Origin of the sequence: Maricaulis sp. (assembly GCF_034670125.1) — a bacterium.
GTDB lineage: Bacteria > Pseudomonadota > Alphaproteobacteria > Caulobacterales > Maricaulaceae > Maricaulis.
Window position 1 is genome coordinate 204175 of the sequence record NZ_JAXMOC010000005.1, and the last position, 24149, is coordinate 228323.

Consider the following 24149-nt stretch of genomic DNA (forward strand, 5'->3'; position numbering starts at 1 on the left):
TTAAGATGAAAACCACAATGAAGATGCTCGCCGCTGCCGTTTCTCTTGGCGTGGCTCTTACCGCCGGTGCTGTGGCCCAGACCCAGCCCGCCGGTTCCCTCAACGAACTCCTCAACCGCGTGCGTTCCGACGCCCGTGAAGCGAGCGCCGACAATGCCGCCCGCCTGCGTGAGTTCCAGTCCTCCACCAACAACCAGCAGGCCCAGCTGAACACCGCACGTGCCGAACTGGCCTCGCTCGAGCGTCAGGCGACCCAGCTGTCGGCTGATTTCGAGAACAACCAGCTCCGCATTGACGAACTCGATGCCGAGCTGCGCCAGCGCCAGGGTGCGTTTGGTGAGTTGTTCGGTGCCGCCCGTCAGGCCGCCGGCGAATTTGCCGCCATCATCGACCAGTCGGTGATCTCGGGTCAGTTCCCGGGTCGTGCCGATGCGCTGGAAACCCTGTCCAACTCACGGACCCTGCCGACCCGTGCGGAACTCGACTTCATCCCGCGCCGTGTCATCGAAGAGATGATCCAGCAGCAGCAGGTCGTGACCTTCAACGGCCGGGTTACCGGTCTGGGCGATGGCGCAGCCGTGCCGATCACCCGCGTCGGTCCGTTTGTTGCCTTCACCAACTACAACAACAACCAGCGTTTCGCGCTCTGGAGCCAGAGTGAAAACACCGGTGCCTACTCGCTGACCGACATGGCAGCCCAGCCGCCGGCCAACTTCGTCGCCGCCGCCTCGGCCCTGTTCAATGCGGACACGGGTGAAATCGTTGAAGGTGTCGTCGACCCGTCGCGCGGCGCGCTCCTGAACATCTACAAGGACGTTCCGGATCTCAACGAGCGGATCGAGCAGTCGGGCAATGTCGGTAAGGTCATCATCGGCCTGCTGATCATCTCCGCCCTGTTCGGTTTCTTCCGCATGTTCTCGCTGCTGATGACCCAGGCCGCCGTGTCGGGCCAGAAGCGCAAGTCGTCCGGTTCCAAGGGCAACCCGCTGGGCCGCGTCATGCTGGCCTATGAAGGTGCCAAGGACAAAGACGTCGAGACCATGGAGCTGAAGCTCGACGAAGCCATCCTGCAGGAGACGCCGAAGCTTGAATTCGGTCTCAACTTCCTCAAGCTGGCTGCCGGTATCGCACCGCTGCTGGGTCTTCTGGGTACCGTGACCGGTATGATCAAGACCTTCACCCAGATCACCCTGTTCGGTACGGGCGATCCGCGCATCATGGCCGGTGGTATCTCCGAAGCCCTGATGACCACGGTTCTGGGTCTCATCGCGGCGATCCCGCTTCTGTTCATCCACAGCTTCGCGCAAAGCTTCGCGCGCGGCGTTCAGCAGGTGCTCGAAGAGCAGGCGGCAGGCATGATTGCCCGCCACGCTGAAGAACGCGCACAAGGCTAATCGGAGGAAGCGTTATGGATTTCCAGGCCGTACAAACCGGCCTTCAGGAGTTCCTCGAGCGCGGGGGCCCCGTCCTGGTTGTCATCATGGCAACAACATTTGTGATGTGGGCCTTTATCCTCGAGCGCTTCGCCTATTTCTACATGGCCCATGAGGGCTTTGCGAAATCGGCGAAGAGGGAGTGGAATGCGCGGGCAGACCGGAACAGCTGGTATGCCCACGCCATCCGCGACCAACTCATCTCGGAGGTCAAATCGCGTTGCGATCAGAATGTCGAGCTGGTGAAAACCCTCGTCGCTGTCGCTCCGCTCTTCGGACTGTTGGGAACAGTGACCGGCATGGTCTCGGTTTTCGACGTCATGTCGATTTCGGGTTCCTCGGACGCCCAGGCCATGTCGGCCGGTGTGTCCCGGGCCACGATCCCGACCATGGCTGGCATGGTGGCGTCCCTTTCGGGCCTCATCTTCGCCAACCAGATCGAAATCCTCGCCAAGCGTCGCGTGTCGAAGCTGGCTGATGAGCTCGAGATCGGTCAGGGGGCAGTGGAATGAGGCGTCGTCAAAAACACCAGGATGACCAGGCCGAAGTGAACATGACGCCGATGCTCGACATCGTGTTCATCCTGCTCATCTTCTTCATCGTCACCGCCACCTTCCTGTCGGAAGAAGGCATCGACATGAGGCCGCCGCAGGACAATCCGAACGATCCGCCACCCGATGCGGCTCCGCCGATTGTCATCCAGGTCGACGGGGACAATGAGATCTTCGTCAATCAGGTCCGCACCGATGTCGACCGCGTGCTTTCGGCCGTCAACCGCTTCCGGGCGGAAGAGCCGAACTCCGCGGTCCTCCTCGAGGTCTATGACGAAGCCCATCACGGCATCATCGTTCAGATCTGGGACGAAATGGGCGCCAATGGCGTTCCGGTTTCGATCCAGCGTCAGAACGACGGATAGGGGAGGTAGACATGGCTAGACGTGCAAGCCGCGTGAATACCGACGAGGAAGATGTCGAGCTGAACATGACGCCCATGCTGGACGTTGTTTTCATCCTGCTGATCTTTTTCATCGTCACCTCTGTCTTCATCAAGGAGCCGGGTGTGGACACTGTCCGCCCCGACGCCGTGACCGAAGATGACGAGAACCCGTCCATGCTTGTTGCCGTGACCGCGGACAACGAGATCTGGGTGAACCGCCGGGTCTATGAGATGAACGAACTCCGCGGGGTTATCGAGCAATTGCTGCAAGAGAACCCGCTGGGCAAGGCCATGATCCAGGGTGATGAAGGTGCCAATATCGGTCTGATCCTCGACGTCCAGGAGCTCCTTTCGGAGATGGAAGTCGAAGTGAAGATTTCGACGTTGCAGTAGCGGGAGGAAAGAAAATGGGAAGTTTCATACGTCTCGTTATCGGCGTTCCGGTTGCGGCCATCGTCACGGTGTTCCTGTTCTATGTGATGCAGGATCTCATCAAGGTTGATGAAGTTGATCAGCCCGATGAAGTCGATGACGTCACCTTCTCGATCAATGATGAAGTGGCCGAGGTGGAAGCCCGCGTCCGCGACACCACGATCGATGATGTGCAACAGGTCGACCCGCCACCCCCGCCGCCGCAGATCGAGCGGCAGCGTGCCGAGCAGCCGTCCGAAGGCCTGGCCACCGTCATGGGTGCCATTCCGGACTTCGAGGCACCGCAGCTGAACTCGGACAGCGTCAGCTTCTCGGTCTCTGACCGTGATGCCCAGCCGCTGGTCCGGATCGAGCCGCAATACCCGCTCCGCGCTGCGGAACGTGGTATCGAGGGCAGCTGTTACGTCCGCTTCGATGTGACGCCGGACGGTACGCCGACCAATATCGACATCTATCAGTGCGACAGCTCGTTCTTCGAGCGCGCATCGACCCGGGCTGTCGAACGTTGGCGGTACAACCCGAAAGTCGAGAACGGTGTTCCCGTCGCCCGTCGTGGCGTGGAAACCCGCTTCGACTTCCGATTGGCCGAATAGTGATCCGGGCGCGGCGGACCGCAGGTCTGCCGCGCTCCACTGGCCGCCGGGGCTGAACCGTCGCCAGGGATGAACCAGGACCGCACCGGTCCGCATCCCCGTGAGTTTTTGGAAAGCCGACCCCGGGGAGTTGGGGGCGGTATGAAGGAGCCATCGATGATCCGTTTCAACGGTTTCGATACATCGGGCCTGCTGCGCTCTGTCGCGACACTTGCCCTCGCCGTGACCATGGCCGGGGTGATGATTACCGACGCCGATGCCCAGCGCCGGCGGAACAACAATAACGAGGAAGACTCCGAGCAGAACCAGGCCGAGCGTGTGTTCTCGGCGGCGATCGGCCAGATCGTGCTCGAAGCCCAGGAGTTCCAGGCCAATGACCAGTTCCAGGAATCGGTCACGGCCCTGACGCGGGCCTTGGGCAATTCCAGCATCAACCCGTATGAAAGCATGATCTCGCTGCAGATGCGTGGCCGTGCCTATTACGAGATGGAACAGGTGATGCGGGCCATCCAGGATTGGGAAGCGGCCATCGCCACCGGTGCCATGCTGCCCCAGGAAATCGCCGATCTGCGCATCAATATCGGCCAGCTCTACATTTCCGAAGGCAACTACACCCGCGGCATCCAGGCGCTTGAAGCTGCGGTTGCCGTGCTCGGCAATGAAGGTCTCAACCCGCGCATCATGCGGATGCTCGCCCAGGCCTATGCCCAGGGTGAACGCTATCGTGATGGTGTGGTCTGGGCCGAACGCTACTGGAATGCCCAGCCGCGTGCAGAACGCGTCCGCGGCGATTACTCGCTGATGCTGTTCTTCTACCAGCAGCTCGAACGCGTTCCCGACCAGTTCCGCATCATCGAGGAGATGGTGGGGCGCTGGCCGACCGAGAAGAACAACTGGCGCTCCTACGCCTCCCTGCTGGCCCAGACGGGTCGCGAGCAGGATGCGTTTGAAGCCAACAAGATCATGTATATCAACGGCATGCTCACCGAGAGCCGTGAGATCGTGGCGCTGGCCCAGTACTATTCCTTCTATGAATACCCCTATCGCGGCGCCATCATTCTGGAGCGTGAGCTCAATGCCGGTGTTGTCGAGCGGACCCGCAACAACCTCAACCTCCTCGCCAACATGTGGCGCCAGTCGCGTGAGTGGGAGCGGGCGATCCCGGTCCTGCGTCAGCTGGCTCAGCTGACCGGCGATGGCGATGACTTCCTCAAGCTGGCCGAAGCCCTGTGGCAGCGTCGTCAGCTCGACGAGGCCGAGGATGCCTTCACCGAAGCGCTCAACCGCGGTGGTCTCGACCGTCCGGGTGATGCGTGGACGTTGCTGGGCAATGTGCGGGCCGAGCTGGGTCGCGAAGAGTCGGCCCTGGCCGCCTTCCGTGAAGGTGCGCGCTACCCGTATTCCCGCCGCACCGCCAATGGCTGGGCGACCTTCATCACCAACCGTCAGCGGGCGGCGCGCGAGCGCGTGCAGATCCGCGAGCGGGTCCGTCAGGACGAGTGCCGCTTCTCGATCAGCGACCTTCTCGAAACCGCCACCCTGCTGGGTGATGTCGACGAGAGTGGCCGGATTGTTGTCGATGTGCCGGAGCGTTGCTCCGACCTGTACAACATCCATGGTGAGCGGCTGAGCGAAGTTGCCGCAACACAAGCCAACGAGACCGACGCCGGCTGATCCCGACGAACCGGTCTGATGTGATCAACGCCCTGGCCACCGGCCAGGGCGTTTTTCTTTGGCCCCATGCCGCGCGGACGCGCAATCCCCGGATCGCCCTGCCATCAAAACAACCCCAAATCGCCCCATTCCCGCCGCGAACCGCGCCGAAGCTTTCATGACATGACGGTCATGCGGGCTGGGGAGGTCGCGTCATGGATTGGGGAGAGGCACATGGAGTTTTCAATCAGAGCGGCCCTCGTGGCCGGATGGCAGCGCATCTCGAAGGCCGGGCCTGTCTTGGTACTGGCAGGGGCGCTGTGCGCGCTGACCCTGCCAACAGCCCACGCCACCGTTCGCAATGAAGCGCCCGGCATCTTGTCGCCTGCGGTCGGCAACCGCTTGCTGGAGTTGATCCATCTGGAAGGCGAGGGTGCCTGGCGCGATGCCGAAGCCGGCTACACCGCCCTGATCGCCACCGGCTCCCTGACCCCCTATGAGCGCGCGATCCTGCTGCGCCAGCGCGGCCGCGCGCGCTATCAACTGGAAGACCTGACCGGCGCCATTGCCGACTGGCGCGCGGTCATCGCCCTGGGCGCGTTGCCCGACGAGGATGCCAATGCGCTGCGCATCAATACCGGCCAGTTGTTGATGGTAGTCGACGACTATCGGGGCGGCATCACTCTGATCGAGGCGGCGATTGCCCGCGGCGTGCCGCTGAACGGCGATCTGGCCGCCCGCCTGGCCCAGGCCCATGCCCGCATCGAGGACCATGAGGGTGGTCTGCCCTATGCCCGTTTCGCCTTTGCGCGGGCCGAAGAGGCCGAGGCCGGCGGGGCGGACCGCCAGACCTTCTCCCTGCTGCTCTACTATTACCAGCAACTGGCGATGCTGCCGGACCAGCTCGCCCTGATCGAGGACATGGTGGCGCGCTGGCCGGCCGAGAAGGCCAACTGGACCAGTTATGCCAGCCTGCTCGCCCAAGCCGGCCGCGAGGCCGACGCTTTTGAGGTCAACCGGATCATGTATCTGGGTGGCATGCTGACTTCCAGCGCCGAACTGGTCCGTCTGGCCCAGTATTACTCCTGGTATGACTATCCCTATGGCGGAGCCGTGATGCTGGAGCGTGAGCTCAATGCCGGTCGGGTCGAACGCTCGACTGCCAACATGCAATTGCTGGCCAATCTCTGGCGCCATGCGCGCGAGTGGCAGCGGGCGTTGCCGGTGCTGGAGCGGGTGGCCACAACATCCGGCGCCGGGACCGATTTCGAGGCGTATGGCGAAGCGCTCTACCAGGCCGGGCGCTTTGCCGAGGCCGAAGCCATCTTCGTCCAGGCCCTCAATCGCGGCGGCCTGTCCCGGCCCGGCGACATCTGGACCTATATCGGCAATGCCCGCATGGAACAGGACGATCTGGGCGGGGCGGCGCGGGCCTTCCACCGGGCCCTGGAGTGGGAGTATTCCCGCGCTGGCGCACAAGGCTGGCTCGAATTCATCGCCAGCAAGCGCGCCATCCTCGCAGCTGCAGCGGAGCTGGAGCGCCAGATCACCATCGAGGACTGCGAGATCGAGGTCGAACGGGCCCGCCGGCAGATTGTCGTCTCGCCGGCCGGGTATGACATTGCGGGCAATCGAGTCCTCGACATTCCAGAGCGCTGCGAGCCCTGGTTCGACCGTCAAGGGAACCGCCTGCCGGTGACGCAGCCGACCTGAACCGCCAAGCGATAACCCTGCAATCGCCCCAATTGACCGCGATTGCGCCCCGCTTCTGCCCTGACCCCGGCCGAGGCTGACAGTGCGGCGAGGCCTCGTGTTGTGAGGCCGACCCGCACCGGCCAACCCGTCGCCGGTGAACGGCGCCGGGCCACTGGCCGGGATTTGGGGCATACCTCTGTGAGGCCATGCAGAACACGCCCGTGGGGAGGCCTGTTCAATGACAGCCATGATCCAACACTTGCGTACACCGATGGTGCTGCCGATAGCCGGCGCGGTCACCATCGGACTCTTCCTGATGATGAAAGACCTGATCGCCGTTCCGGGTGTGGAGCGGGAGGCGGTGGAAGATCCGCCAAGCTATGCAATCAACGTCGAGGTGACACCGATCGATCCGGAAGTCCGGATTCCGATCACTGAAATCCCGCCCGTCGAGCCGCCGCCACCGGTCCAGCGCCTGACCGTCGACCGGTCGGTCCCCGCCGGTCCGGGCGATGGCGTCATCTACGCCCTGCCGCCGGTTGATCCTCCTGTCGTGGGAGGCGGAGACGGTCCGATCCGGATCGACCGCAATCCGTCTCCCACCCTGCGGATCGAGCCGGTCTATCCGGCCCGGGAAGCCTCGCGCGGCAATTCCGGCAGCTGTACCGTGATCTTCGACATCACGCCGCAAGGCCGGACCACCAATATCCGGGCCCTCGACTGCGATAGTCGCGCTTTCGAGCAGGCAACGATGAACGCCGTCAGCCGCTGGCACTACAACCCGCAAATCGAGAATGGCGAACCCATCCTCTATCGCGGCGCCACAACACGGCTGGACTATCGGCTTGATGGGTAGATGACAGGGCGCGCGGGCGGCTGAGCCCCCCACGCCACCCCTCCTGGTTTTGTCATCCCCGTCGGATGTCCGGCGAAGGCCGGACGCAGGACGGGGACCTAACTGGTCGAACATCTAGGTCCCTGACTTGCGCCCGGCCTGCGCCGGGCGTCCATCAGGGATGACAAAACACATACTGCAATTTATAATTGCATTCATGTTTCACGTATACCTGCTCGCTTCCCACAGGAACGGCACGCTCTATTGCGGGGTCACGCGCGAGTTGCTGGCGCGGGTCTATGCGCACAAGGTTCGGAACGCGGGCGGGTTCACGGCCCGCTACGGCGTGGATCAGCTGGTCTGGTTCGAGAGCCATGAGCTCGTCAATAACGCGATCACGCGGGAAAAGCGGATCAAGCGCTGGCGGCGGGCCTGGAAGGTCAATCTGATCGAGACGACCAATCCCGGCTGGCGTGACATCTACTGGGAGATGGGCGGCGTTGATCCGCGCGAGGTCGTGCCGGACGGCATGCGGGCATGGGAAAGCGAAAAGGTCTGATCCCGTCTGTCATCCCTGATGGACGCCCCGCAAAGGCGGGGCGAAAGTCAGGGGCCTATGTGATTGCAACCAGTTGGGTCCCCGCCTTGCGTCCGGCCTTCGCCGGACATTCAGCGGGGATGACAAGGGTATTAGATGGTGTGGCAAAGAAAAAGCCCGGGCCTTGGCCCGGGCTTCTTCCATTTCACTCACACGCGCCGCGGCTACTCCGCCGCGATGGCGTCCACTTCATCATCGGCGAGGCCGACGACCATCAATGCAAACGCCCAGTTGAGGGCGGTTTCGCGCAGGCTGTCGAAGCGGCCGGAGGCGCCGCCATGGCCGGCACCCATATTCATCTTGAGCAGGGTGAGGCCGTCATCGGTACGGCGCTCGCGCAGGCGGGCGACATATTTGGTCGGCTCCCAATAGGTGACCCGCGGATCGGTGAGACCGCCCGTGGCGAGGACGTGCGGATAGGCCATCTCCTCGATCTGGTCGTAGGGCGAGTACTCGATCATCGTCTGGTAATCGTCGGCGCTCTCGATCGGATTGCCCCATTCCGGCCATTCCGGCGGGGTCAGCGGCAGTTCCGGGTCCGACATGGTGTTGATCACGTCGACAAAGGGAACGGCGGCGATGGCACCGGCGAACAGGTCGGGCTGGAGATTGATCGCGGCACCGACCAGCAGGCCGCCGGCCGAGCCGCCATAGGCGACGATCTGGCCGCGCGACGTATAGCCCAGCTCGGACAGCGCTTCACCGGCCGAAACGAAGTCGCGGAAGGTGTTGATCTTCTGCTCCAGCTTGCCGTCCAGATACCACTGATAACCATTGGCCATGCCGCCGCGGATATGGGCGGTGGCGTAGACCATGCCGCGATCGACCAAGGATAGCGGGGTGACGCGGAAGGCGGCCGGAATGGTGATGCCGTAGGAGCCATAGCCATAGAGCAGCAGCGGGGCCGTGCCGTCGATCGGCGTGTCGCGGTGATGCAGGATGGTGACCGGGATCTGGGCACCGTCATGACCCGGCGCCATGATGCGGCGAACCACATAATCGTCCGGATTGTGACCGGACGGGACTTCCTGGCGTTTCAGGACCGTGCGCTCCTGGCTGCGCAGGTTGAAGTCATAGGTCTCTTCCGGCGTTGACGGACTCTCGTAGGAGAAGCGCAGCATGTCGGTGGCGAACTCGTATCCGGCCGAGGCGCCGAGTGAATAGGCCTCCTCGTCGAAGTCGATATTGTATTCCTCACCGGTCGCGTATTCGTGCACAACAATGCGCGGCAGGGCGTTCTCACGCTCGACGCGGACCTGCCAGTCGGCCAGGCCGATGACGCCATTGATCAGCGTGCCCGGGCGATGCGGAACGAACTCTTCCCAGTTTTCGCGGGCCGGATTGTCGAGCGGGGCCGACATGATCTTGTAGTCGACCGCGCCGTCGATATTGGTGCGGAAGTAGAAGCGGTCCGAGGCTTCGGTGAGATAGTATTCGACATCATCCTCACGCGCCGCGATCAGCACCGGCTCGGCGGCCGGGTCATTGGCGTCGATCAGGCGCATCTCGTTGGAGGTGTGACCGCCGGCATTGATGACGATGTGGTTGTTATTGTCGCTCAGGCCGACCGAGACGAAGAAGCCGTCATCGGGTTCCTCATAGACCAGTTCGGACGGGCCGCCATTGGCCGGCTGGCGATAGACGCGCTTGGAGCGGCCATTATCGTCGCGCCAGACCCAGTACAGGGTGGCGCTGTCATTGGCCCAGGTGAAGTCGCCCGAGCTTTCATCGGTCAGGGTCGCGACGATGGCGCCGGTAGCGACGTCCTTGACCCGGATTTCATAATACTCCGAACCGCGCACATCGACGCCGAAGGCGACATAGCGGTGGTCCGGCGAGTGCTCCATGTCGGAAAAGTCGAGATAATCGAAATCGGCGGCTTCGGCGTCACCGTCGACCAGGACTTCCTCGTCACCCATCGGTTCGCCGGTTTCCGGATTGACCGGCCGGCGGGCGAAGACCGGATACTGGCCGCCTTCGCGGTAGCGGGTGTAGTAGGCATAGTCGCCGTCGCGCTCGGGTACCGAGCTGTCATCTTCCTTGATGCGGCCGCGGATCTCCTGGAAAATCCGTTCCTGCAGCGCCTCGGTCGGCGCCATGACGGCATCGAGATAGGCGTTCTCTGCGTCGAGGAGTTCACGGACATCGCTGTCCAGAACGTCGGGCTCGCGCATCACCTGCTGCCAGTTGTCGTCCTTGATCCACTGATATTCGTCGACCCGGGTAAAGCCGACCTGTTCGATGGTCACCGGGCGCTGCTCGGCGCGCGGTGCCTCGAGGCCCTGGGCGCGGGTGATCAGGGCACCGTGGGTGGTGACGGATGGGGTGTTGGCGGCCGAAGTGTCGGTCGTCATGGCAGTCTCCTGGCTACAGGCGGCAAGGGCGAGGCCAAGGAGGCCCGCGCCGATCCGCCCGGCAAGCGGTAAATTACGCATAAATGTCCCCTCAAGATTCCCGGCTATTCTTCGCTGGCCGCAGGCTGGAAGTCCAGCACGCCGCCATTGGTGCAAAAGCGTTGCCCGGTCGGGCGGGGTCCGTCGGGAAAGACATGACCCAGATGGGCGCCGCAATTGGCGCAATGGATTTCGGTGCGCGGCAGGCGCAGCTTGTGGTCGGTCTTGGTTTCGATGTTGTCGCCCTCGACCGGTTGCCAGAAGGACGGCCAGCCGGAGCCGCTGTCATACTTGTGGTCCGATGCAAACAACGGAATGTCGCAGACCTTGCAGTGATAGCGGCCTTCGCGCTTTTCCGCATTGAACGGATGGGAGAAGGCGTGCTCGGTGCCTTCCTCGAAGGCGATGGCATGGGTGTTCGGGTCGAGCTTGGCCTTGAGGGCCTCGATCTCGGCAGCGCTCAGTCTCGGCATGTTGTCACTCCGGCGTGGCGGGGGGCGTGGCGGCGGTGTCGGGCGAAGACAGGGCATGGGGCTGGCCGCGCCTCACCGACAATATGGGGGTGGTCAGGCAGATGACCAACAACACCACGCCCAGTCCGAACATCGGGATCAGCGCCGAGACATTGGGCCCCAGCTGACCGACCACCACACCCATCAGCACGGCACCCGCGGGCATGCCGCCGAACAAACCGAGCTGATAGACCGACATGACCCGCGCCAGCTTGTCCGGCGGGGCCTGTTCCTGGACCACCGATCGCGACAGCGAGATCGCCACACCGGCGCCCAGCCCCCAGCCGAACACCAGCAGGTAGAGCGACCAGAAGGGCAGGTGGAAATAAAAGGCGCCCGTCGCCATCACGGTCACCGCCTGGGCCAGGATCAGCGCCCGCCCGGGCCGCTCGATCTGGCCAAACTTCACCAGCGCCACATTGGCGACCAGGGCACCGACCCAGAACGCCACCATCAGGCTGGCAATCTCCGGGAAGCCGCCGCCATAGCTCTCGCGGATGATCAGCGGGATCAGCACCAGGAAGGAGCCGCCGACGACCAGGATGCCCAGGGCGATCATGATCAGCGTCATCGGCATCAGCACCGGCGAGGTGAAGACCGCCTTCACGCCATCGGCCAGATCGGCCATCGGGTGGGCGGTGGACTTGTCCCGCTTCGAGCCCAGGCGCGGCAGGAAGGCGGCGGAAATGCCGCCAATGCACAGGCCCGCCGCCTGCATCAGGAAGAGCGCGCCGGGGCCGGTATAGGCGGCGAAATAGCCGACCGCCATGCCGGCGATCTGGGCGCCGAACTGCACCGCCGAGGCCATCACCACGGCGCGCTGCAGCTCGATCCCGCCATGCCGCGTGCGGGCCGAGATCCGCACCACCGGATTGATGGCGCTGTCACGGGCCGGCATGACAAAACCGCCGGCGACCCCGATCAGCAAGGCAAAGCAGACCATCACCCAATAGGTCAGGTGACCGGTCAGCAGCATCAAGCCGAGCGCCGCCGCCGACAGGCCGGCGAAGATGTAGAAATAGAAGACGATGCCGCGCCGGTCCTTGCGTTCGGCCAGCACACCGGCAAAGGGCAGCAGAAGCATCATCGGCGCGGTCAGCGCCGCCTGCGCCAGGCCGAGGCGTTCCGGGCTCTCCTGCAGGGTGAAAGTGATGACACCGGGAAACAGGGTGGTTTGCAGGCCAAAGCCGAAGAACCAGCCAGCCACCAGCACCAGATAGGCGCCGAAGGGCGGCATGCGAAGCTTGCGATTGCCGGCTAGGGGACGAAAGACGGGCAAGGTGTGATCTGGGCTCGTGCGGATGGAGGATCGCCGTTTACGTGATCCGGCGTGATTTGTATTGCGCCTTGTCTAGCAACATGTTGGCCTTAAGCAAATCTGCCTGCCCCGAAACACAGCCAAATGGTGCCCATCATGACATTCATCAAACCCGGCCTCGGCCTCCTTCTTGCTGCCTTCCTGGTCTTCATGGGGTTGCAGAAATTTGGCGCCGCCAACCCGGTCTTCAGCCATATCGCCGAGGCGTCCGGGATGGGCTTTTTCGAGCCGCAGGTGCGGATGCTGACCGGTGTGCTGGAAATCCTGGCTGCGGTCTTGCTGCTGGCCGGCGTCTTCCTGAAACGGCTGGAGGGTCTTGGCGCGGCGCTGTCGCTGGCCGTCATCGGCGGTGCGATTGTCTTCCACCTGTCGCCGTGGCTGGGCATCAATGCGCCCGTCGCCTTTACCGCCGATGGCGGCTATGAGCGCTCGCCGATGCTGTTCGGCATGGCGGTTGTCTTTGGCGCTATCTCGGCCGTTCTGACCTGGATGGACCGGGAAAAGCTGCCAGTCATCGGCAAGGGCTGAGGGCGCCGTCCCACCCACGATTCGTTAACGCGCAGGCGTCATCCTGTCGGTCAGACCGGATCTGACAGGCCCCATCATGGCGAATGCCGAACCCTTTGAGCTCAGCGAGCCCGTCACCACGCGCACCCGCGCCGTGCTGGCCAAGCGGCTGGCCGACATTGTCGGCCTGCCGTCCAGCCGCATCACGCCGCGCGAGCGCTGGATCGTGGGCGATCTGCTGTTTGATGTGATCCGGGCCAGCGATGTCGAGCTGCGCAAGCGTTGCGCCAAACGCCTGTCTGGCCTGACCGATGCGCCCAGTCGCCTGCTGCGGACCCTGGCCTGCGACGAGTTCGAGGTTGCCGAGCCGATCCTGTCCGACTGCCTTGCCCTGTCGGATTTCGACATGATGGAGATCGCCCGGGTCGGCAAGCTGCAGCACCGCCTGGCCCTCGCCAATCGCGAGAACCTGTCGGCGACGGTCTCGGCCTCGCTGGCGGCCGCCGGCGAAACGCCGGTGATCGAGCGCCTGCTGCGCAACAAGACCTGTGTCCTGGCTTTGCCGACGGTCGACCATCTGGTCGGCATGGCGGCCGAAGTCGGCAAGCTCTCCCATCTTCTGATCAAGCGCGAGGAATTGCGTCCGACCCAGGCTTTCCGCCTGTTCTGGGCCTGTGAACATGTTGATCGCGCTCAGATACTGGAACGCTTCGCCGTCGACCGGACCATCCTGATCGACGCGTCCGAGGATATTTTTCCGATGGCTGCCGCCGAGGAATGGGCCGACCCGATGGTCACCCGTATCCTGCGCTATATCGACCGGCGCCAGCGTAATCGGGACGCGGCCGAGCTGAGCCCCTATGGCTCGCTGGAAGGCACGCTGGAAGCGATGGCCATGGATGGTGCGCTGCCGGAAATCGTCACCGAAATCTCGACCCTCGCCAATGTCGATCGCCGCTTGGTCCTGCAAATGCTCGATGACATGGCCGGAGAGCCGATCGCGGTCCTGTGCAAGGCGACCGGCCTGAAATGGCCGAGTTTCGAGCATGTCTGGCGCGGACTCGGCCGCTCCCTGACCAGCGAGCCGGTCCCCCAGGCCCGCAAGGTCTTCGACAGCCTGTCCGTTGAAAAGGCCCAGACCGTGCTGCGTTACTGGAACCTGTCGATGGAAGACAAGGGCGGAAAATAGCCGGCTTCGGTGCCGAGTTACCCGCACGTTGTCATCCCGGATGGACGCCCCGCGAAGGCGGGGCGCAAGTCAGGGACCTATATGTTGCAATCCGTTAGGTCCCCGTCCTGCATCCGGCCTTCGCCGGACATCCGACGGGGGTGACAAGGTTTGGAGCTACCGCTCCCCCCGCTCCAGCTCCCAGACCCGCCCGGCGCCAAACCGGCCCGCCGGATCACTTTCCTGACGGGTCATGCGGATGCCATCCTGATCGACCTCGATCAGGTTGAAGCTGGCGCTTTCCTGTCTTGTCCGCCGCGAGAACGTGGTGCCGGTGCCGATGAACCAGCAGGTCTGGTCGGGATCGGGAGAGGGCAGGACGAAGGTTTCGTGCAGATGGCCGGTCAGGACCAGGTCGCAGGCGGCCGACAGGCGCCGGGCCGCTTCGGCGGCGCCATGTGTCGCGGCGCGGGCGTCGGCCGGGTCGGGCGCGACCAGCGGGTGGTGGCAGGCGAGGATGCGGGTTTTCGCACCGGCGGCCGAAAAAGCGTCGAGGGCCGCATCGACATCGCGCGGCGCGGCACGCCCCAGTGACCAGTCCGGCCGCCACTGGGCGCGGCGGGCCGTGTGCAGTGTTTCCACCTGAACCGAAGGGCCGGACCAGCCTGGTCGGACCTGCTCGCCCAGCGCCTTTTCATAGCGCCGCCAGGGACGGAAGGCCCGTTCGCCCGGTGAATAGACGGGCACGTCGTGATTGCCGGGACGGCCGACAACGGGCCGGCCGATGCGCTCGAACATGGCGGCGGCGTCCTGAAGCTCACGCCAGCGGGCGGCCTGGGTGAAGTCACCGGCGGCGATGATCAGCTCCGGTTCCAGCTCGGCGCAGGCCGCCTCGAAACCGGCGACCAGCTCGGCGTCTTCGGCGCCGAAATGAAGATCGGCAATATGGATGATGCGGGTCATGCGGTCGGCTTCAGGACTGTGACAGGGTCTGGCAGGCGGGTGATGCGGGCGAGGCGGCCCAGGGTGAGTGGCTCACCGTCCACCATCGCCGCCAGTGGCTTGCGCGAACGGATCTCGGCGGTGTCGAAACAGGCGGGGCGGGTGCGGGCGTCAGGATTGTCGGTACGGGTGAGCGTGTCGACCGGGGCCGCTGCCATGTCGCCGATATGGCGCCAGCTGGTCAGCACGGCAGCAAAGCGCGCATCGGGCGTGTCGGTCAGGGTTTCGTGCAGCGGGTCGGTGGCCAGCGTGACATAGAGCCCGGAAGCGCGCCCGGACACCTTGCGGCCGTCGAACCGGCAGCTCAGCCGCGGCCGGAAGGCCTGACCCAGCGCTGCCGCCGTTCCGCGCAGGGCGCCGGACAGGGGGTGTCGCCGGCTGTCATCACGCAGGCTTTCGCGGGCCCGGGCGAGGGCGGTCGGAAAGCCGATGGCCGCCGCAATCAAAAACAGGTTGCCGTCCAGCGATCCGGCGGCGAGGTCGTGGCGGTCATACCCGTCGACTTCATCGAGTATGGTCAGCGCGTCACGGTCGCCATAGAGCGCCCGCGGCAGCAGGTTGGCGGTGCCCAGCGGCAGCGGGATGAGCGGCAGCCGGCAGTTCGCGTCCAGCGCCTGTTCGGTCACCGCCCGGATCGTCCCGTCGCCACCGGCAATGGCGATGGCATCGGCCTCGCTGTCCATTGCCGCCGTCAGCGCGCCGTCACCGCCCTCGACGAGGTCGTCGATCCGGCACACGGACGGATGATCGCGCAGCGCCTCGACCAGCCCGTCGCCGGACCGGGCGAGCGTGCCGCTGCGCGGGTTCATGACGATGGCAATGCGTTTCACAGGGGCACTCCTGTCAGGCCTGCCGACAAGGTGGGGCGTGTTGCGGGTCGGGTCCAGTGCGTGTGGGCCATTCAAGCGGCACTGTTCGACCCTGCGCGGCCGCCGCATCGCTTGTCATCCCCGCTGGTTGTCCGGCGAAGGCCGGACGCAAGGCGGGGACCAACATGTGGCCAAAAGTTAGGCCCCTGACTTTCGCCCGGCCTGCGCCGGGCGGGAACCTGCGCCCGCGCAGGCGGGTGGCAGGGGTGACAAGAATGCGTGTCACGGTTCCGCGCCCCGACACCGCGGAGCGGTCAGATCGATACCCACACAGTTTCTGTCTGCATCTTCCCCGCCGCTTCATCTGGTCAAGGCTCGCCTGTCGGGCTAATTACCGAAGCATAAGCGTTATCGCGCGGGGAGTTTCCATGTTCTATGGCATCAGCCTGACCGCCATTTTGGTGGCGCTCTGGCTCACCTTGTCCGGCCCGTTCACCCTGTCAGGGGATTATCCCATCGTGATGGGGCTGGGCGTGATCAGCATCATCGCAACGGTTTATCTGACCTATCGCATGCGGATCGTTGACCGCGAGACCGTACCGGTGGCACCGGCGGTTCCCCTGTTTGCCTACTGGGGCTGGCTGGGCGGTGAGATCGTCAAGGCCAACCTGGCTGTCCTGCGCCTGGTCATGAAGCCGGAAATCGAGGTCGAACCGCGCCTGATCCGGGTTCCGTCCGACCAGCGTTCCGAGCTCGGGCGCTGTGTCTTCGCCAATTCGATCACCCTGACCCCGGGTACCGTGACGGTGGATGTCGAGGATGACGGTTTCCTGGTCCACGCGCTGGACAACTCCTTTACCGACCCGGCCGGCTTTGCCGAGATGGGCGCCCGCTCGGACACGGCTTCGGATGGCAGGAAGAAGAGGACGGACTGATGCATTTCATGATCTTTCTCGTCGCCATCGGAATGGCGGTTGCCATGGCCATCATGCTGGCACGCCTGTTTGCCGGGCCGACCCTGTATGACCGCGTGTTGGCGGCCAATTCCTTCGGCACCAAGACGGTCCTCTTCCTGCTGGTCTTCGCCGCCCTGGTCGGCCGCCAGGACGCCATCGACATCGCGCTGCTCTACGCGCTGATCAATTTCGTGGCGACCATCGCGATCCTGAAATTCTTCCGCTATCGCTCGCTGGAGATCGCCCTGGCGCAGATGTCGCTGCGCAAGGCGCTGGATGGGGAGTACGAGAAATGAGCCCCGCCGAGATCTTCCAGCATGCCCGTGACGTGTTCGCGATCGGTGCCATGGCCGTCGGCCTGGTGTTCGTGATCGCCGGCGCCACCGGCGTGATGCGCCTGCCCGATTTCTACACCCGGATGCATGCGGCCGGCGTCACCGATACGCTCGGCGCCGAGCTTATCATTCTGGGCCTGATCGCCCAGGCGGGAGACTGGCAGACGGCGGCCAAGCTGGCGCTGGTTGGCCTGTTGCTGTTCCTGACCAGCCCGACCGCCACCCACGCCATTGCCAATGCGGCGCACCGGGCCGGGCAAAAGCCGGACCTGTCGCACTTCAAACCGAAACACCCGGCCGATGCCGGCGCGTCGGAGGGGCAGAAATGAACCATGCCGACCTGACCCAGTATCTGGACTATCTGCTGATCGCGATGCTGCTCGCGGTCGGTTTTGCCATTGTCCGTTTACGCAATCTCTTCGCCGTGGTGATGCTGACCGGGGTCTATTCCCTGCTCTGCGCCGCCTGGTTCGTCTCGCTGGACGCGGTTGATGTGGCCTTCACCGAAGCCGCCGTCGGTGCCGGCATCTCCACCGTGCTGATGCTGGGCGCGATGCTGCTCACCGCCCGCGAGAGCGAGCCGGCCGGTGCCGGTCGGCACTGGGCGGCGTTCGTGGTGGTCGCCGCCGCCGGGGCGGCGCTCTTCTTCGCCATCCCGGACATGCCGGTCTATGGCGACCCGGACAGCCCGGCCAACGCCTATGTCGGCCGCGACTATCTCGAGCAGGTGCCGCACGATATCTCGATCCCGAACGTGGTCACCGCGGTGCTGTCCAGCTATCGCGGTTTCGACACGCTGGGCGAAGTTGTCGTCGTCTTCTCGGCGGCGTTGGGCGTGATGCTGTTGCTGGGCTTCGGTACCGGCGCGCGCCGGCGTGAAGAGGAGGAGGATTGATCATGTCTCCGCACCTTATCCTGCAGGTTGTCGCCAAGCTCCTGATCCCGCTGATCGTAGTGTTCGGCTTTTATGTGCAATTCCATGGTGAATACGGCCCGGGTGGCGGCTTCCAGGCCGGTGTCATCATCGCTGTGGCGGTCATCCTCTATGCGCTGATCTTCGGCATCGACGCGGCCCGCCGCACCGTGCCGCCGGTTGCCGTCCGCGTCGGCGCGGCGCTCGGCGTCCTGATCTTCGCCGGGGTCGGCGTCGCCACCCTGTTCATGAACGGGGCCGGCGAGCCGCTGAACTATCTCGACTATGACGCCCTGCACCCGGACCAGGGTCACCATACCGGCCAGCATTACGGCATCATCCTGATCGAGATCGGGGTGCTGACCACGGTCTCCTCGGTGATGCTGGCCATCTTCTATGCCTTTGCCGGCCGGGTGCCGGACATCCCGGATGAGGAGTGGTAGCGATGCTGGAGATCCTCGCAGAACGCTTCAACTATATTCCCATCATCATTCTCATGATGATCGGGCTTTATGTGGTCATCGCCACCGGCAACCTGGTCAAGCGACTGGTCGGCCTGTCGATTTTCCAGACTTCGGTCTTCCTGCTCTACATCACCATCGGCAAGGTGTTTGGCGGCGCACCGCCCATCCTGGAAAACTACAAGGCCGATGATGGCTATGGGCATGGCGGCGAGGGCGCGGGCCATGGTGCGGCCGAGGCTGGTCATGCGGCGGATGCCGCGGCCGGATACGCGGCCGACCATGCTGCACCGGCCGCCGATGCGGGCGCTCATGCCGCCAGCGATGCGGCCCATCAGGCGACCGAGATCTTGTACTCCAATCCACTGCCGCACGTCCTGATCCTGACCGCCATTGTGGTCGGTGTGGCGACGCTGGCGGTGGGCCTCGCCCTGGTCGTGCGGATTCGCGAATCCTACGGGACGATCGAGGATGACGCCCTGAACGCCGCCGATTACTCGCTTGAATCCGGGAGCGCCGAATAATGCAGTTTCTGGCTGACTTCCTGCCGGCCGGTGTCGCCATGCACGCCCCGGCACTGATTGTTGTCATTCCGCTGATCACGGCCGCGCTGGCGGCCCTGGTGCCCAATGGCCGGGTCGCCTGGATCGTGGCGCTGGTCACGGCCGCGGCGGTGGCCTTGCTGTCGCTCAACCTGCTTGGCCAGGTGATCAATGAGGGCGTGATTTCCTATCACATGGGTGGCTGGGCGCCGCCGTTGGGGATCGAATACCGCGTCGACATGCTCAATATTGCGCTGTTGCTGCTGGTCGGCATCGTCGGCCTGCTGTGCGTGTTCTACGCCCTGCCAAGCGTCGCCGACGAGATCGCCCAGAACAAGCAGGCGCTGTTCTACTCGGCTTTCCTGGTCTGCTTCGCCGGCCTGCTGGGCGTCACCATTACCGGCGATGCCTTCAACGTCTTTGTCTTCCTCGAGATCTCCTCGATCTCGACCTATGTCCTCATCGCCATGGGCGCGGGCAAGGACCGGCGGGCGCTGACCGCCAGCTATAACTACCTGATCCTCGGCACGATCGGCGCCACCTTCTTCGTCATCGGTGTCGGCTTCCTCTACATGGCCACCGGCACGCTCAACATGGCCGACATGGCGGCGATCCTCGAGGTCAATGGCCACAACCGGGTCACCCAGGCCGCCTTCGCCTTCATCGTGGTCGGCCTGGGCCTCAAGGCGGCGATGTTCCCGCTGCATGTGTGGTTGCCCAATGCCTATGCCTTCGCGCCGAATTTCGTCACTGCCTTTCTCGCCTCGACGGCGACCAAGGTGGCCTTCTATGCCCTGATCCGCTTCCTGTTCTCGGTCTTCCACCCGGATGTCAGCTTCGTCGAAATGTCCTTCGTCTGGCTGTTCGCGGTGGTCGGCACGGTCGCCATGGTGGTCGCGTCCCTGCAGGCGGTCTTCCAGACCGATGCGCGGCGATTGCTGGCCTATTCCTCGGTCGCCCAGGTCGGCTACATGATGCTCGGGCTGGGCATGGGCACGGCATCCGGCCTGCAGGCCGGCCTGCTGCACCTGATGAACCACGCCCTGATGAAGGGCGCGCTGTTCATGGCGCTGGGCGCTTTCGCGCTCAATTTCGGCGTCCGCCGGGTCAAGGACCTGGCCGGGATGAGCAAGACCATGCCCGCCTCGGCGACCGCTTTCACCATTGCCGGCCTGTCGCTGGTCGGGGTGCCGCTGACCGTCGGTTTCACGTCGAAATGGTATCTCGTCACCGCTGCGCTGGAACGCGGCTGGTGGTGGGCAGTGGCGGCGCTGATGCTGTCATCCCTGCTGGCCCTGGCCTATGTGGCCCGGCTCCTGTCGGCGATCTGGATGGACAGTCCGCCCAGTCATCACGGCGAGCTGGCCCAGCGTCGCCTGGCGCCGTGGATGGTTCTGTTGCCGATGAGCCTGCTGGCCCTGGCCAATATCTACTTCTTCTTCCACGCCGACCCGCTGGTTTGGCTGGCCCGGTCTGCGGCGGAAGCCGTGATGGGAGGGAATTGAGCTGATGTGGACGCCTGAACTTTCCCTCGCCCTCGCCCTGGTCCTGCCGGCCCTGGGCGGTGTCTTCGTGGCCCTGCTGGGCTCGCGGCCCAATCTGCGTGAAGCGGCAACGCTCATCGCAGCGGTGCTGCTGGCCTTCAACGTCGCCTATCTGGTCGAAGTGGCCCAGGGCCATCCGACCCTGAACCTGGCGACGCTGGCGCCGGGCCTGCACCTGGTGTTCAAGCTGGAGCCGCTGGGCGCCGTTTTCGCCGCCGTCGCCTCGGGTCTGTGGATCGTCAATTCGCTCTACTCGATCGGCTACATGCGCAGCAACAACGAGAAGAACCAGACCCGTTTCTATGTCTGTTTCTGTATCGCCATTGCCGGCGCGATGGGCGTGGCCCTGTCGGGCAACCTGTTGACCATGTTCCTCTTTTACGAGGTGCTGACCCTGTCGACCTATCCGCTGGTCACGCACAAGGGCGATGCCAAGGCCAAGCGCGGCGGGGCGATTTACCTGTCGATCCTGCTGGGCACCTCGATCGGCCTCCTTCTGCCGGCGGTCATCGCCACGCATTTCCTCGCCGGATCGACCGATTTCGTCGCCGGTGGGCTGCTGGCCATCAACGAGATCACCCCGGCCATTTCCAGCGTGCTGCTGGTTCTGTTCGCCTTCGGGATCGGCAAGGCGGCGCTGATGCCGGTCCATCCCTGGTTGCCCAATGCCATGGTCGCCCCGACCCCGGTCTCGGCCCTGCTGCACGCCGTGGCCGTGGTTAAGGCCGGCGTTTTCGCCATGCTCAAGGTGGGCACCTATATCTTCGGGCCGGCGCTGATCGCCATCACCCCGGCCGCCGATGCGCTGGCCTGGATTGCCGGCATCTCGATCGTGCTGGCCTCCGTGGTCGCCATGACCAAGGACAATCTGAAAGCCCGACTGGCCTTCTCGACCGTGTCCCAGCTGTCCTATGTGACGCTGGGCGTGATGCTGGGCTCGCCGCTGGCGATGCTGGGCGGGGCGCTGCAGATCGTCATGCACGCCTGGGGCAAGATCACCCTCTTCATGAGTGCCGGCGCGATCTATACCGCCACCGGCAAGACCGAGATCTCGCAGATGGACGGGCTGGGGCGCTACATGCCCTGGCTGTTCATCGCCTACACCGTCGGGGCGTTGTCGATCATCGGCCTGCCGCCGCTGGGCGGATCCTGGCCGAAACTCTTCCTGTTGCAGGGCGCCTGGGACAGCGGGCAGGGCTGGCTGATGGTGGCGCTGATTGCCTCCTCCATCCTCAATGTCGCCTATCTGCTGCCCTTGTCGGCGCGCGGGTTCTTCTCGCCGCCGGCCGAGGCCAAGCTGAAGAAACAACCGCCGATGCTGGTCATCCTGCCGCCGGTCATCACGGCGCTGGGCGTGGTGGTGCTCTTCTTCCTGATCGGACCGCTGCGCGACTATCTGGCGCCGGTCTTCTTTTCGTCGACCCTTGCTGCGGAGGCCGCACTGTGAGCGATCCTAACGGCAAACATGATGAACTGATCCACCCGGTCGCCCGGCCCTTCCTGTGGCTGGATGCGCCCTGGCTGAAAGCCTCGATGATCTGGATCTTCCTGGTCGCGACGCTGGGCTTTGTCGCCGTCGACTTCTTTCATCACCGCCATGAATATGTCGAGCTGGCCGAGTTCTACGGCTTCTATGCCATGTGGGGCTTCGGCGCCTTCGTGCTGGCGGTCATGGTCGGCTGGTTCGTGATCCGTGGCCTGTTGGGCCGGGAAGAGGATTACTGGGACGGCGACAGTTCCGATGAGGAGGGTCAGTCATGATCGAAGCCCTCTATGACGTTTCACCGGCCTGGCCGGTCATCATCGCCGGTCTGCTGGCCGCGGCTTTCCCCTTCCACCTGGCGCGCAAGGGCCTGGCCCTGATCGCGCCGGTCCTGGCGCTGGGCCTGTGGTTCAACGCGCCGTCGGGTGACCATGTCGGCGGGCTCATCGAGCTGGGCGGTTTCACGATGGAAACCTTCCGCTTTGACGGGCTGTCGCGCATCTGGGGCCTGATTTTCATCATCGCCGCCTTCATCAACGGGCTCTATGGCCTGCACGAGAAGGACCGCATCGCCGATGCCGCCGGCCTGATCTATGCCGGTGCCGGCCTCGGTGCCGTCTTTGCCGGTGACCTCTTGTCCCTGTTCGTGTTCTGGGAGCTGACGGCGATCTCCTCGGTCTTCCTGATCTGGGGCGCCCGCAACAATGCCGCCTACAAGGCCGGCCTGCGCTATCTGGCCATCCACGTCCTGTCCGGCGTGTTGCTGCTGACCGGTGCGGTGATCCGTGCCAGCGAGACCGGCAGCTGGGCCTTCGACGAGACGCTCTCGATCGAGACGCTGGGCGGCTTCCTGATCTTCATCGCCTTCGGCATCAAATGCGCCTTCCCCTTCCTGCACAACTGGCTGCAGGACGCCTATCCCAAGGCCACCATCACCGGTGCCGTGGTCCTCTCCGCCTTCACCACCAAGCTGGCCGTTTATGCGCTGGCGCGCGGCTATGCCGGGACCGACCAACTCATCTGGATCGGCGCCATCATGACGGCCTTCCCGGTCTTCTTTGCCGTGGTCGAGAACGATCTGCGCAAGGTGCTGTCCTATTCGCTCAACAACCAGCTGGGCTTCATGGTCGTCGGCATCGGTGTCGGCACCGAGCTGGCCATCAATGGTGCCGCGGCACACGCCTTTGTGCACATCATCTACAAGGCGCTTTTGTTCATGAGCATGGGGGCGGTGCTGCTGCGCGTGGGCACGGTGAAAGCCTCCGAGCTGGGCGGGCTGTTCAAGTCGATGCCGGCAACAACGGTGTTCTGCCTGATCGGGGCGGCGTCGATCTCGGCCTTCCCGCTCTTCTCCGGCTTTGTCGCCAAGGCGCTGACCCTGGCTGCCGTCGCCCAGGAGGGCCATTGGATGGTCTGGCTGGTGCTGGTGTTCGCCTCGGCCGGTGTGCTCGAACACTCCGGTATCAAGATCCCGTATTTCGCCTTCTTCAGTCACGACCGTGGCCATCGCGTCCGCGAGGCGCCGGTCAACATGTTGATGGCGATGGGTGTGGCGGCGCTGATCTGCGTCTATCTGGGTGTGAATTACGGCGTGCTTTACGAGCTCGTTCCCTTCCCGGAGGCGGCGCTTTACTACCAGCCCTACACGTTCGACCATATCGTCGGGCAGATGCAGCTCTTGCTGGGCGCCATGTTCGCCTTCGCCTTCCTGGTGCGGATGAAGTGGTATCCGGACGAGAAGCGCGGCGTGAATATCGACACCGACTGGGTCTACCGCCGCTTCCTCGCCAATACGATGAGCTGGGGCCACGCCATGTTTGGCCGGCTGTGGGCCTCGATCACCAATCTGGTGAGGGGCGTGAAGAGCCGGACCGGCGGAAAACTGTTCGAGGTTTTCAGTCCTATCGGTGCTTTGAGCCGGGATATCCCCAGTGGTTTGCTGGCGATCTGGACCAGTGCGCTGCTGGCGATCGTCCTGCTGATCGCCTACCTCGCGCCTTAAGTCTCAGGCACTTGCGGAATATCGGAGGG

26 protein-coding genes are annotated in these 24149 nt (G+C 64.2%); 21 read left to right on the plus strand and 5 right to left on the minus strand.

Translation table 11 applies throughout. The features are described 5' to 3' along the window. Nucleotides 1-5: 5 nt before the first annotated feature. From VOI18_RS11425 to VOI18_RS11465, 9 genes are all read left to right on the plus strand, one after another. Nucleotides 6-1394 carry a MotA/TolQ/ExbB proton channel family protein gene (locus VOI18_RS11425; protein ID WP_323762543.1) on the plus strand — a complete coding sequence of 463 codons (1389 nt, stop codon included), beginning with the start codon at nucleotides 6-8 and terminating at the stop codon, nucleotides 1392-1394. Nucleotides 1395-1408: 14 nt separating this feature from the next. After that, nucleotides 1409-1945: a MotA/TolQ/ExbB proton channel family protein gene (locus VOI18_RS11430; protein ID WP_416374880.1), complete on the plus strand. Its 537-nt coding sequence runs from the start codon at nucleotides 1409-1411 to the stop codon at nucleotides 1943-1945. After that, nucleotides 1942-2349, plus strand: coding sequence for a biopolymer transporter ExbD (locus VOI18_RS11435; protein ID WP_323762545.1), 408 nt, complete (start codon nucleotides 1942-1944; stop codon nucleotides 2347-2349). Before VOI18_RS11430 ends, VOI18_RS11435 begins: the two co-directional genes overlap by 4 nt. 11 nt (nucleotides 2350-2360) lie before the next feature. Continuing rightward, nucleotides 2361-2762 carry a biopolymer transporter ExbD gene (locus tag VOI18_RS11440; RefSeq protein ID WP_323762546.1) on the plus strand — a complete coding sequence of 134 codons (402 nt, stop codon included), beginning with the start codon at nucleotides 2361-2363 and terminating at the stop codon, nucleotides 2760-2762. Between the two features lie 14 nt (nucleotides 2763-2776). Beyond that, on the plus strand, nucleotides 2777-3394 hold the full coding sequence (locus VOI18_RS11445; protein ID WP_323762547.1) for an energy transducer TonB: 618 nt from the start codon (nucleotides 2777-2779) through the stop codon (nucleotides 3392-3394). 156 nt (nucleotides 3395-3550) lie between these two features. Then, the gene (locus VOI18_RS11450) at nucleotides 3551-5068 is read left to right on the plus strand and encodes a tetratricopeptide repeat protein (RefSeq protein ID WP_323762548.1); all 1518 of its coding nucleotides are present in this window, start codon (nucleotides 3551-3553) and stop codon (nucleotides 5066-5068) included. Nucleotides 5069-5281: 213 nt separating this feature from the next. Then, a complete protein-coding gene (locus VOI18_RS11455; protein WP_323762549.1) occupies nucleotides 5282-6760 on the plus strand; it encodes a hypothetical protein in 1479 nt (492 codons plus the stop codon). Nucleotides 6761-6980: 220 nt separating this feature from the next. Beyond that, a complete protein-coding gene (locus tag VOI18_RS11460) occupies nucleotides 6981-7598 on the plus strand; it encodes an energy transducer TonB (protein ID WP_323762550.1) in 618 nt (205 codons plus the stop codon). Nucleotides 7599-7794: 196 nt separating this feature from the next. Then, complete coding sequence (locus VOI18_RS11465) at nucleotides 7795-8136, plus strand: GIY-YIG nuclease family protein (RefSeq protein ID WP_323762551.1); 342 nt, start codon at nucleotides 7795-7797, stop codon at nucleotides 8134-8136. A gap of 203 nt (nucleotides 8137-8339) precedes the next feature. Here VOI18_RS11465 and VOI18_RS11470 read toward each other — a convergent pair whose 3' ends face one another. Genes VOI18_RS11470 through VOI18_RS11480 form a run of 3 tightly spaced genes read right to left on the minus strand, consistent with a single transcriptional unit; the run spans nucleotide 8340 to nucleotide 12359 of the window. Beyond that, nucleotides 8340-10610, minus strand: coding sequence for a S9 family peptidase (locus tag VOI18_RS11470; RefSeq protein ID WP_416374881.1), 2271 nt, complete (start codon nucleotides 10608-10610; stop codon nucleotides 8340-8342). 23 nt (nucleotides 10611-10633) lie between these two features. Beyond that, nucleotides 10634-11041: a peptide-methionine (R)-S-oxide reductase MsrB gene (gene msrB, locus VOI18_RS11475; RefSeq protein WP_323762553.1), complete on the minus strand. Its 408-nt coding sequence runs from the start codon at nucleotides 11039-11041 to the stop codon at nucleotides 10634-10636. Nucleotides 11042-11045: 4 nt separating this feature from the next. Beyond that, the gene (locus tag VOI18_RS11480) at nucleotides 11046-12359 is read right to left on the minus strand and encodes an MFS transporter (protein WP_323762554.1); all 1314 of its coding nucleotides are present in this window, start codon (nucleotides 12357-12359) and stop codon (nucleotides 11046-11048) included. 135 nt (nucleotides 12360-12494) lie between these two features. On the opposite strand from VOI18_RS11480, the gene VOI18_RS11485 reads away from it, so the two are divergent. Continuing rightward, nucleotides 12495-12926: a DoxX family protein gene (locus tag VOI18_RS11485; RefSeq protein WP_323762555.1), complete on the plus strand. Its 432-nt coding sequence runs from the start codon at nucleotides 12495-12497 to the stop codon at nucleotides 12924-12926. A gap of 76 nt (nucleotides 12927-13002) precedes the next feature. Continuing rightward, nucleotides 13003-14094 carry a DUF2336 domain-containing protein gene (locus VOI18_RS11490; RefSeq protein ID WP_323762556.1) on the plus strand — a complete coding sequence of 364 codons (1092 nt, stop codon included), beginning with the start codon at nucleotides 13003-13005 and terminating at the stop codon, nucleotides 14092-14094. A 156-nt stretch (nucleotides 14095-14250) separates the two neighbouring features. On the opposite strand, the gene VOI18_RS11495 is transcribed toward VOI18_RS11490, so the two are convergent. Together VOI18_RS11495 and VOI18_RS11500 are read right to left on the minus strand one after the other, a co-directional pair. Continuing rightward, nucleotides 14251-15036 carry a metallophosphoesterase gene (locus VOI18_RS11495; protein ID WP_323762557.1) on the minus strand — a complete coding sequence of 262 codons (786 nt, stop codon included), beginning with the start codon at nucleotides 15034-15036 and terminating at the stop codon, nucleotides 14251-14253. After that, nucleotides 15033-15905, minus strand: a complete 873-nt coding sequence (locus tag VOI18_RS11500) for a diacylglycerol/lipid kinase family protein (RefSeq protein ID WP_323762558.1) — start codon at nucleotides 15903-15905, stop codon at nucleotides 15033-15035. The genes VOI18_RS11495 and VOI18_RS11500 overlap by 4 nt, the downstream gene beginning before the upstream one ends. A gap of 407 nt (nucleotides 15906-16312) precedes the next feature. Between VOI18_RS11500 and VOI18_RS11505 the strand changes: the two genes are divergently transcribed. The 10 genes from VOI18_RS11505 to VOI18_RS11550 are packed head-to-tail and all read left to right on the plus strand — an operon-like array spanning nucleotide 16313 to nucleotide 24120. Then, nucleotides 16313-16819: a Na+/H+ antiporter subunit E gene (locus VOI18_RS11505; RefSeq protein ID WP_323762559.1), complete on the plus strand. Its 507-nt coding sequence runs from the start codon at nucleotides 16313-16315 to the stop codon at nucleotides 16817-16819. Next, the gene (locus tag VOI18_RS11510) at nucleotides 16819-17136 is read left to right on the plus strand and encodes a monovalent cation/H+ antiporter complex subunit F (RefSeq protein ID WP_323762560.1); all 318 of its coding nucleotides are present in this window, start codon (nucleotides 16819-16821) and stop codon (nucleotides 17134-17136) included. Before VOI18_RS11505 ends, VOI18_RS11510 begins: the two co-directional genes overlap by 1 nt. Beyond that, entirely contained in the window at nucleotides 17133-17504 is a 372-nt protein-coding gene (gene mnhG / locus VOI18_RS11515; RefSeq protein WP_323762561.1) for a monovalent cation/H(+) antiporter subunit G, read from the plus strand. The genes VOI18_RS11510 and mnhG overlap by 4 nt, the downstream gene beginning before the upstream one ends. Continuing rightward, on the plus strand, nucleotides 17501-18070 hold the full coding sequence (locus VOI18_RS11520) for a DUF4040 domain-containing protein (RefSeq protein WP_323762562.1): 570 nt from the start codon (nucleotides 17501-17503) through the stop codon (nucleotides 18068-18070). The genes mnhG and VOI18_RS11520 overlap by 4 nt, the downstream gene beginning before the upstream one ends. Before the next feature lie 2 nt (nucleotides 18071-18072). Then, nucleotides 18073-18531 carry a Na(+)/H(+) antiporter subunit B gene (locus VOI18_RS11525; RefSeq protein WP_323762563.1) on the plus strand — a complete coding sequence of 153 codons (459 nt, stop codon included), beginning with the start codon at nucleotides 18073-18075 and terminating at the stop codon, nucleotides 18529-18531. Between the two features lie 2 nt (nucleotides 18532-18533). After that, nucleotides 18534-19073 carry a cation:proton antiporter subunit C gene (locus VOI18_RS11530; RefSeq protein ID WP_323762564.1) on the plus strand — a complete coding sequence of 180 codons (540 nt, stop codon included), beginning with the start codon at nucleotides 18534-18536 and terminating at the stop codon, nucleotides 19071-19073. Beyond that, nucleotides 19073-20596 carry a monovalent cation/H+ antiporter subunit D family protein gene (locus VOI18_RS11535; RefSeq protein WP_323762565.1) on the plus strand — a complete coding sequence of 508 codons (1524 nt, stop codon included), beginning with the start codon at nucleotides 19073-19075 and terminating at the stop codon, nucleotides 20594-20596. The genes VOI18_RS11530 and VOI18_RS11535 overlap by 1 nt, the downstream gene beginning before the upstream one ends. 4 nt (nucleotides 20597-20600) lie before the next feature. Then, nucleotides 20601-22082 (plus strand): proton-conducting transporter membrane subunit, encoded by a 1482-nt coding sequence (locus VOI18_RS11540; protein ID WP_323762566.1) that lies wholly within the window; start codon nucleotides 20601-20603, stop codon nucleotides 22080-22082. Beyond that, complete coding sequence (locus VOI18_RS11545) at nucleotides 22079-22396, plus strand: hypothetical protein (protein WP_323762567.1); 318 nt, start codon at nucleotides 22079-22081, stop codon at nucleotides 22394-22396. Before VOI18_RS11540 ends, VOI18_RS11545 begins: the two co-directional genes overlap by 4 nt. Further along, nucleotides 22393-24120 carry a Na(+)/H(+) antiporter subunit D gene (locus VOI18_RS11550; protein WP_323762568.1) on the plus strand — a complete coding sequence of 576 codons (1728 nt, stop codon included), beginning with the start codon at nucleotides 22393-22395 and terminating at the stop codon, nucleotides 24118-24120. Before VOI18_RS11545 ends, VOI18_RS11550 begins: the two co-directional genes overlap by 4 nt. Nucleotides 24121-24149: the final 29 nt, after the last annotated feature.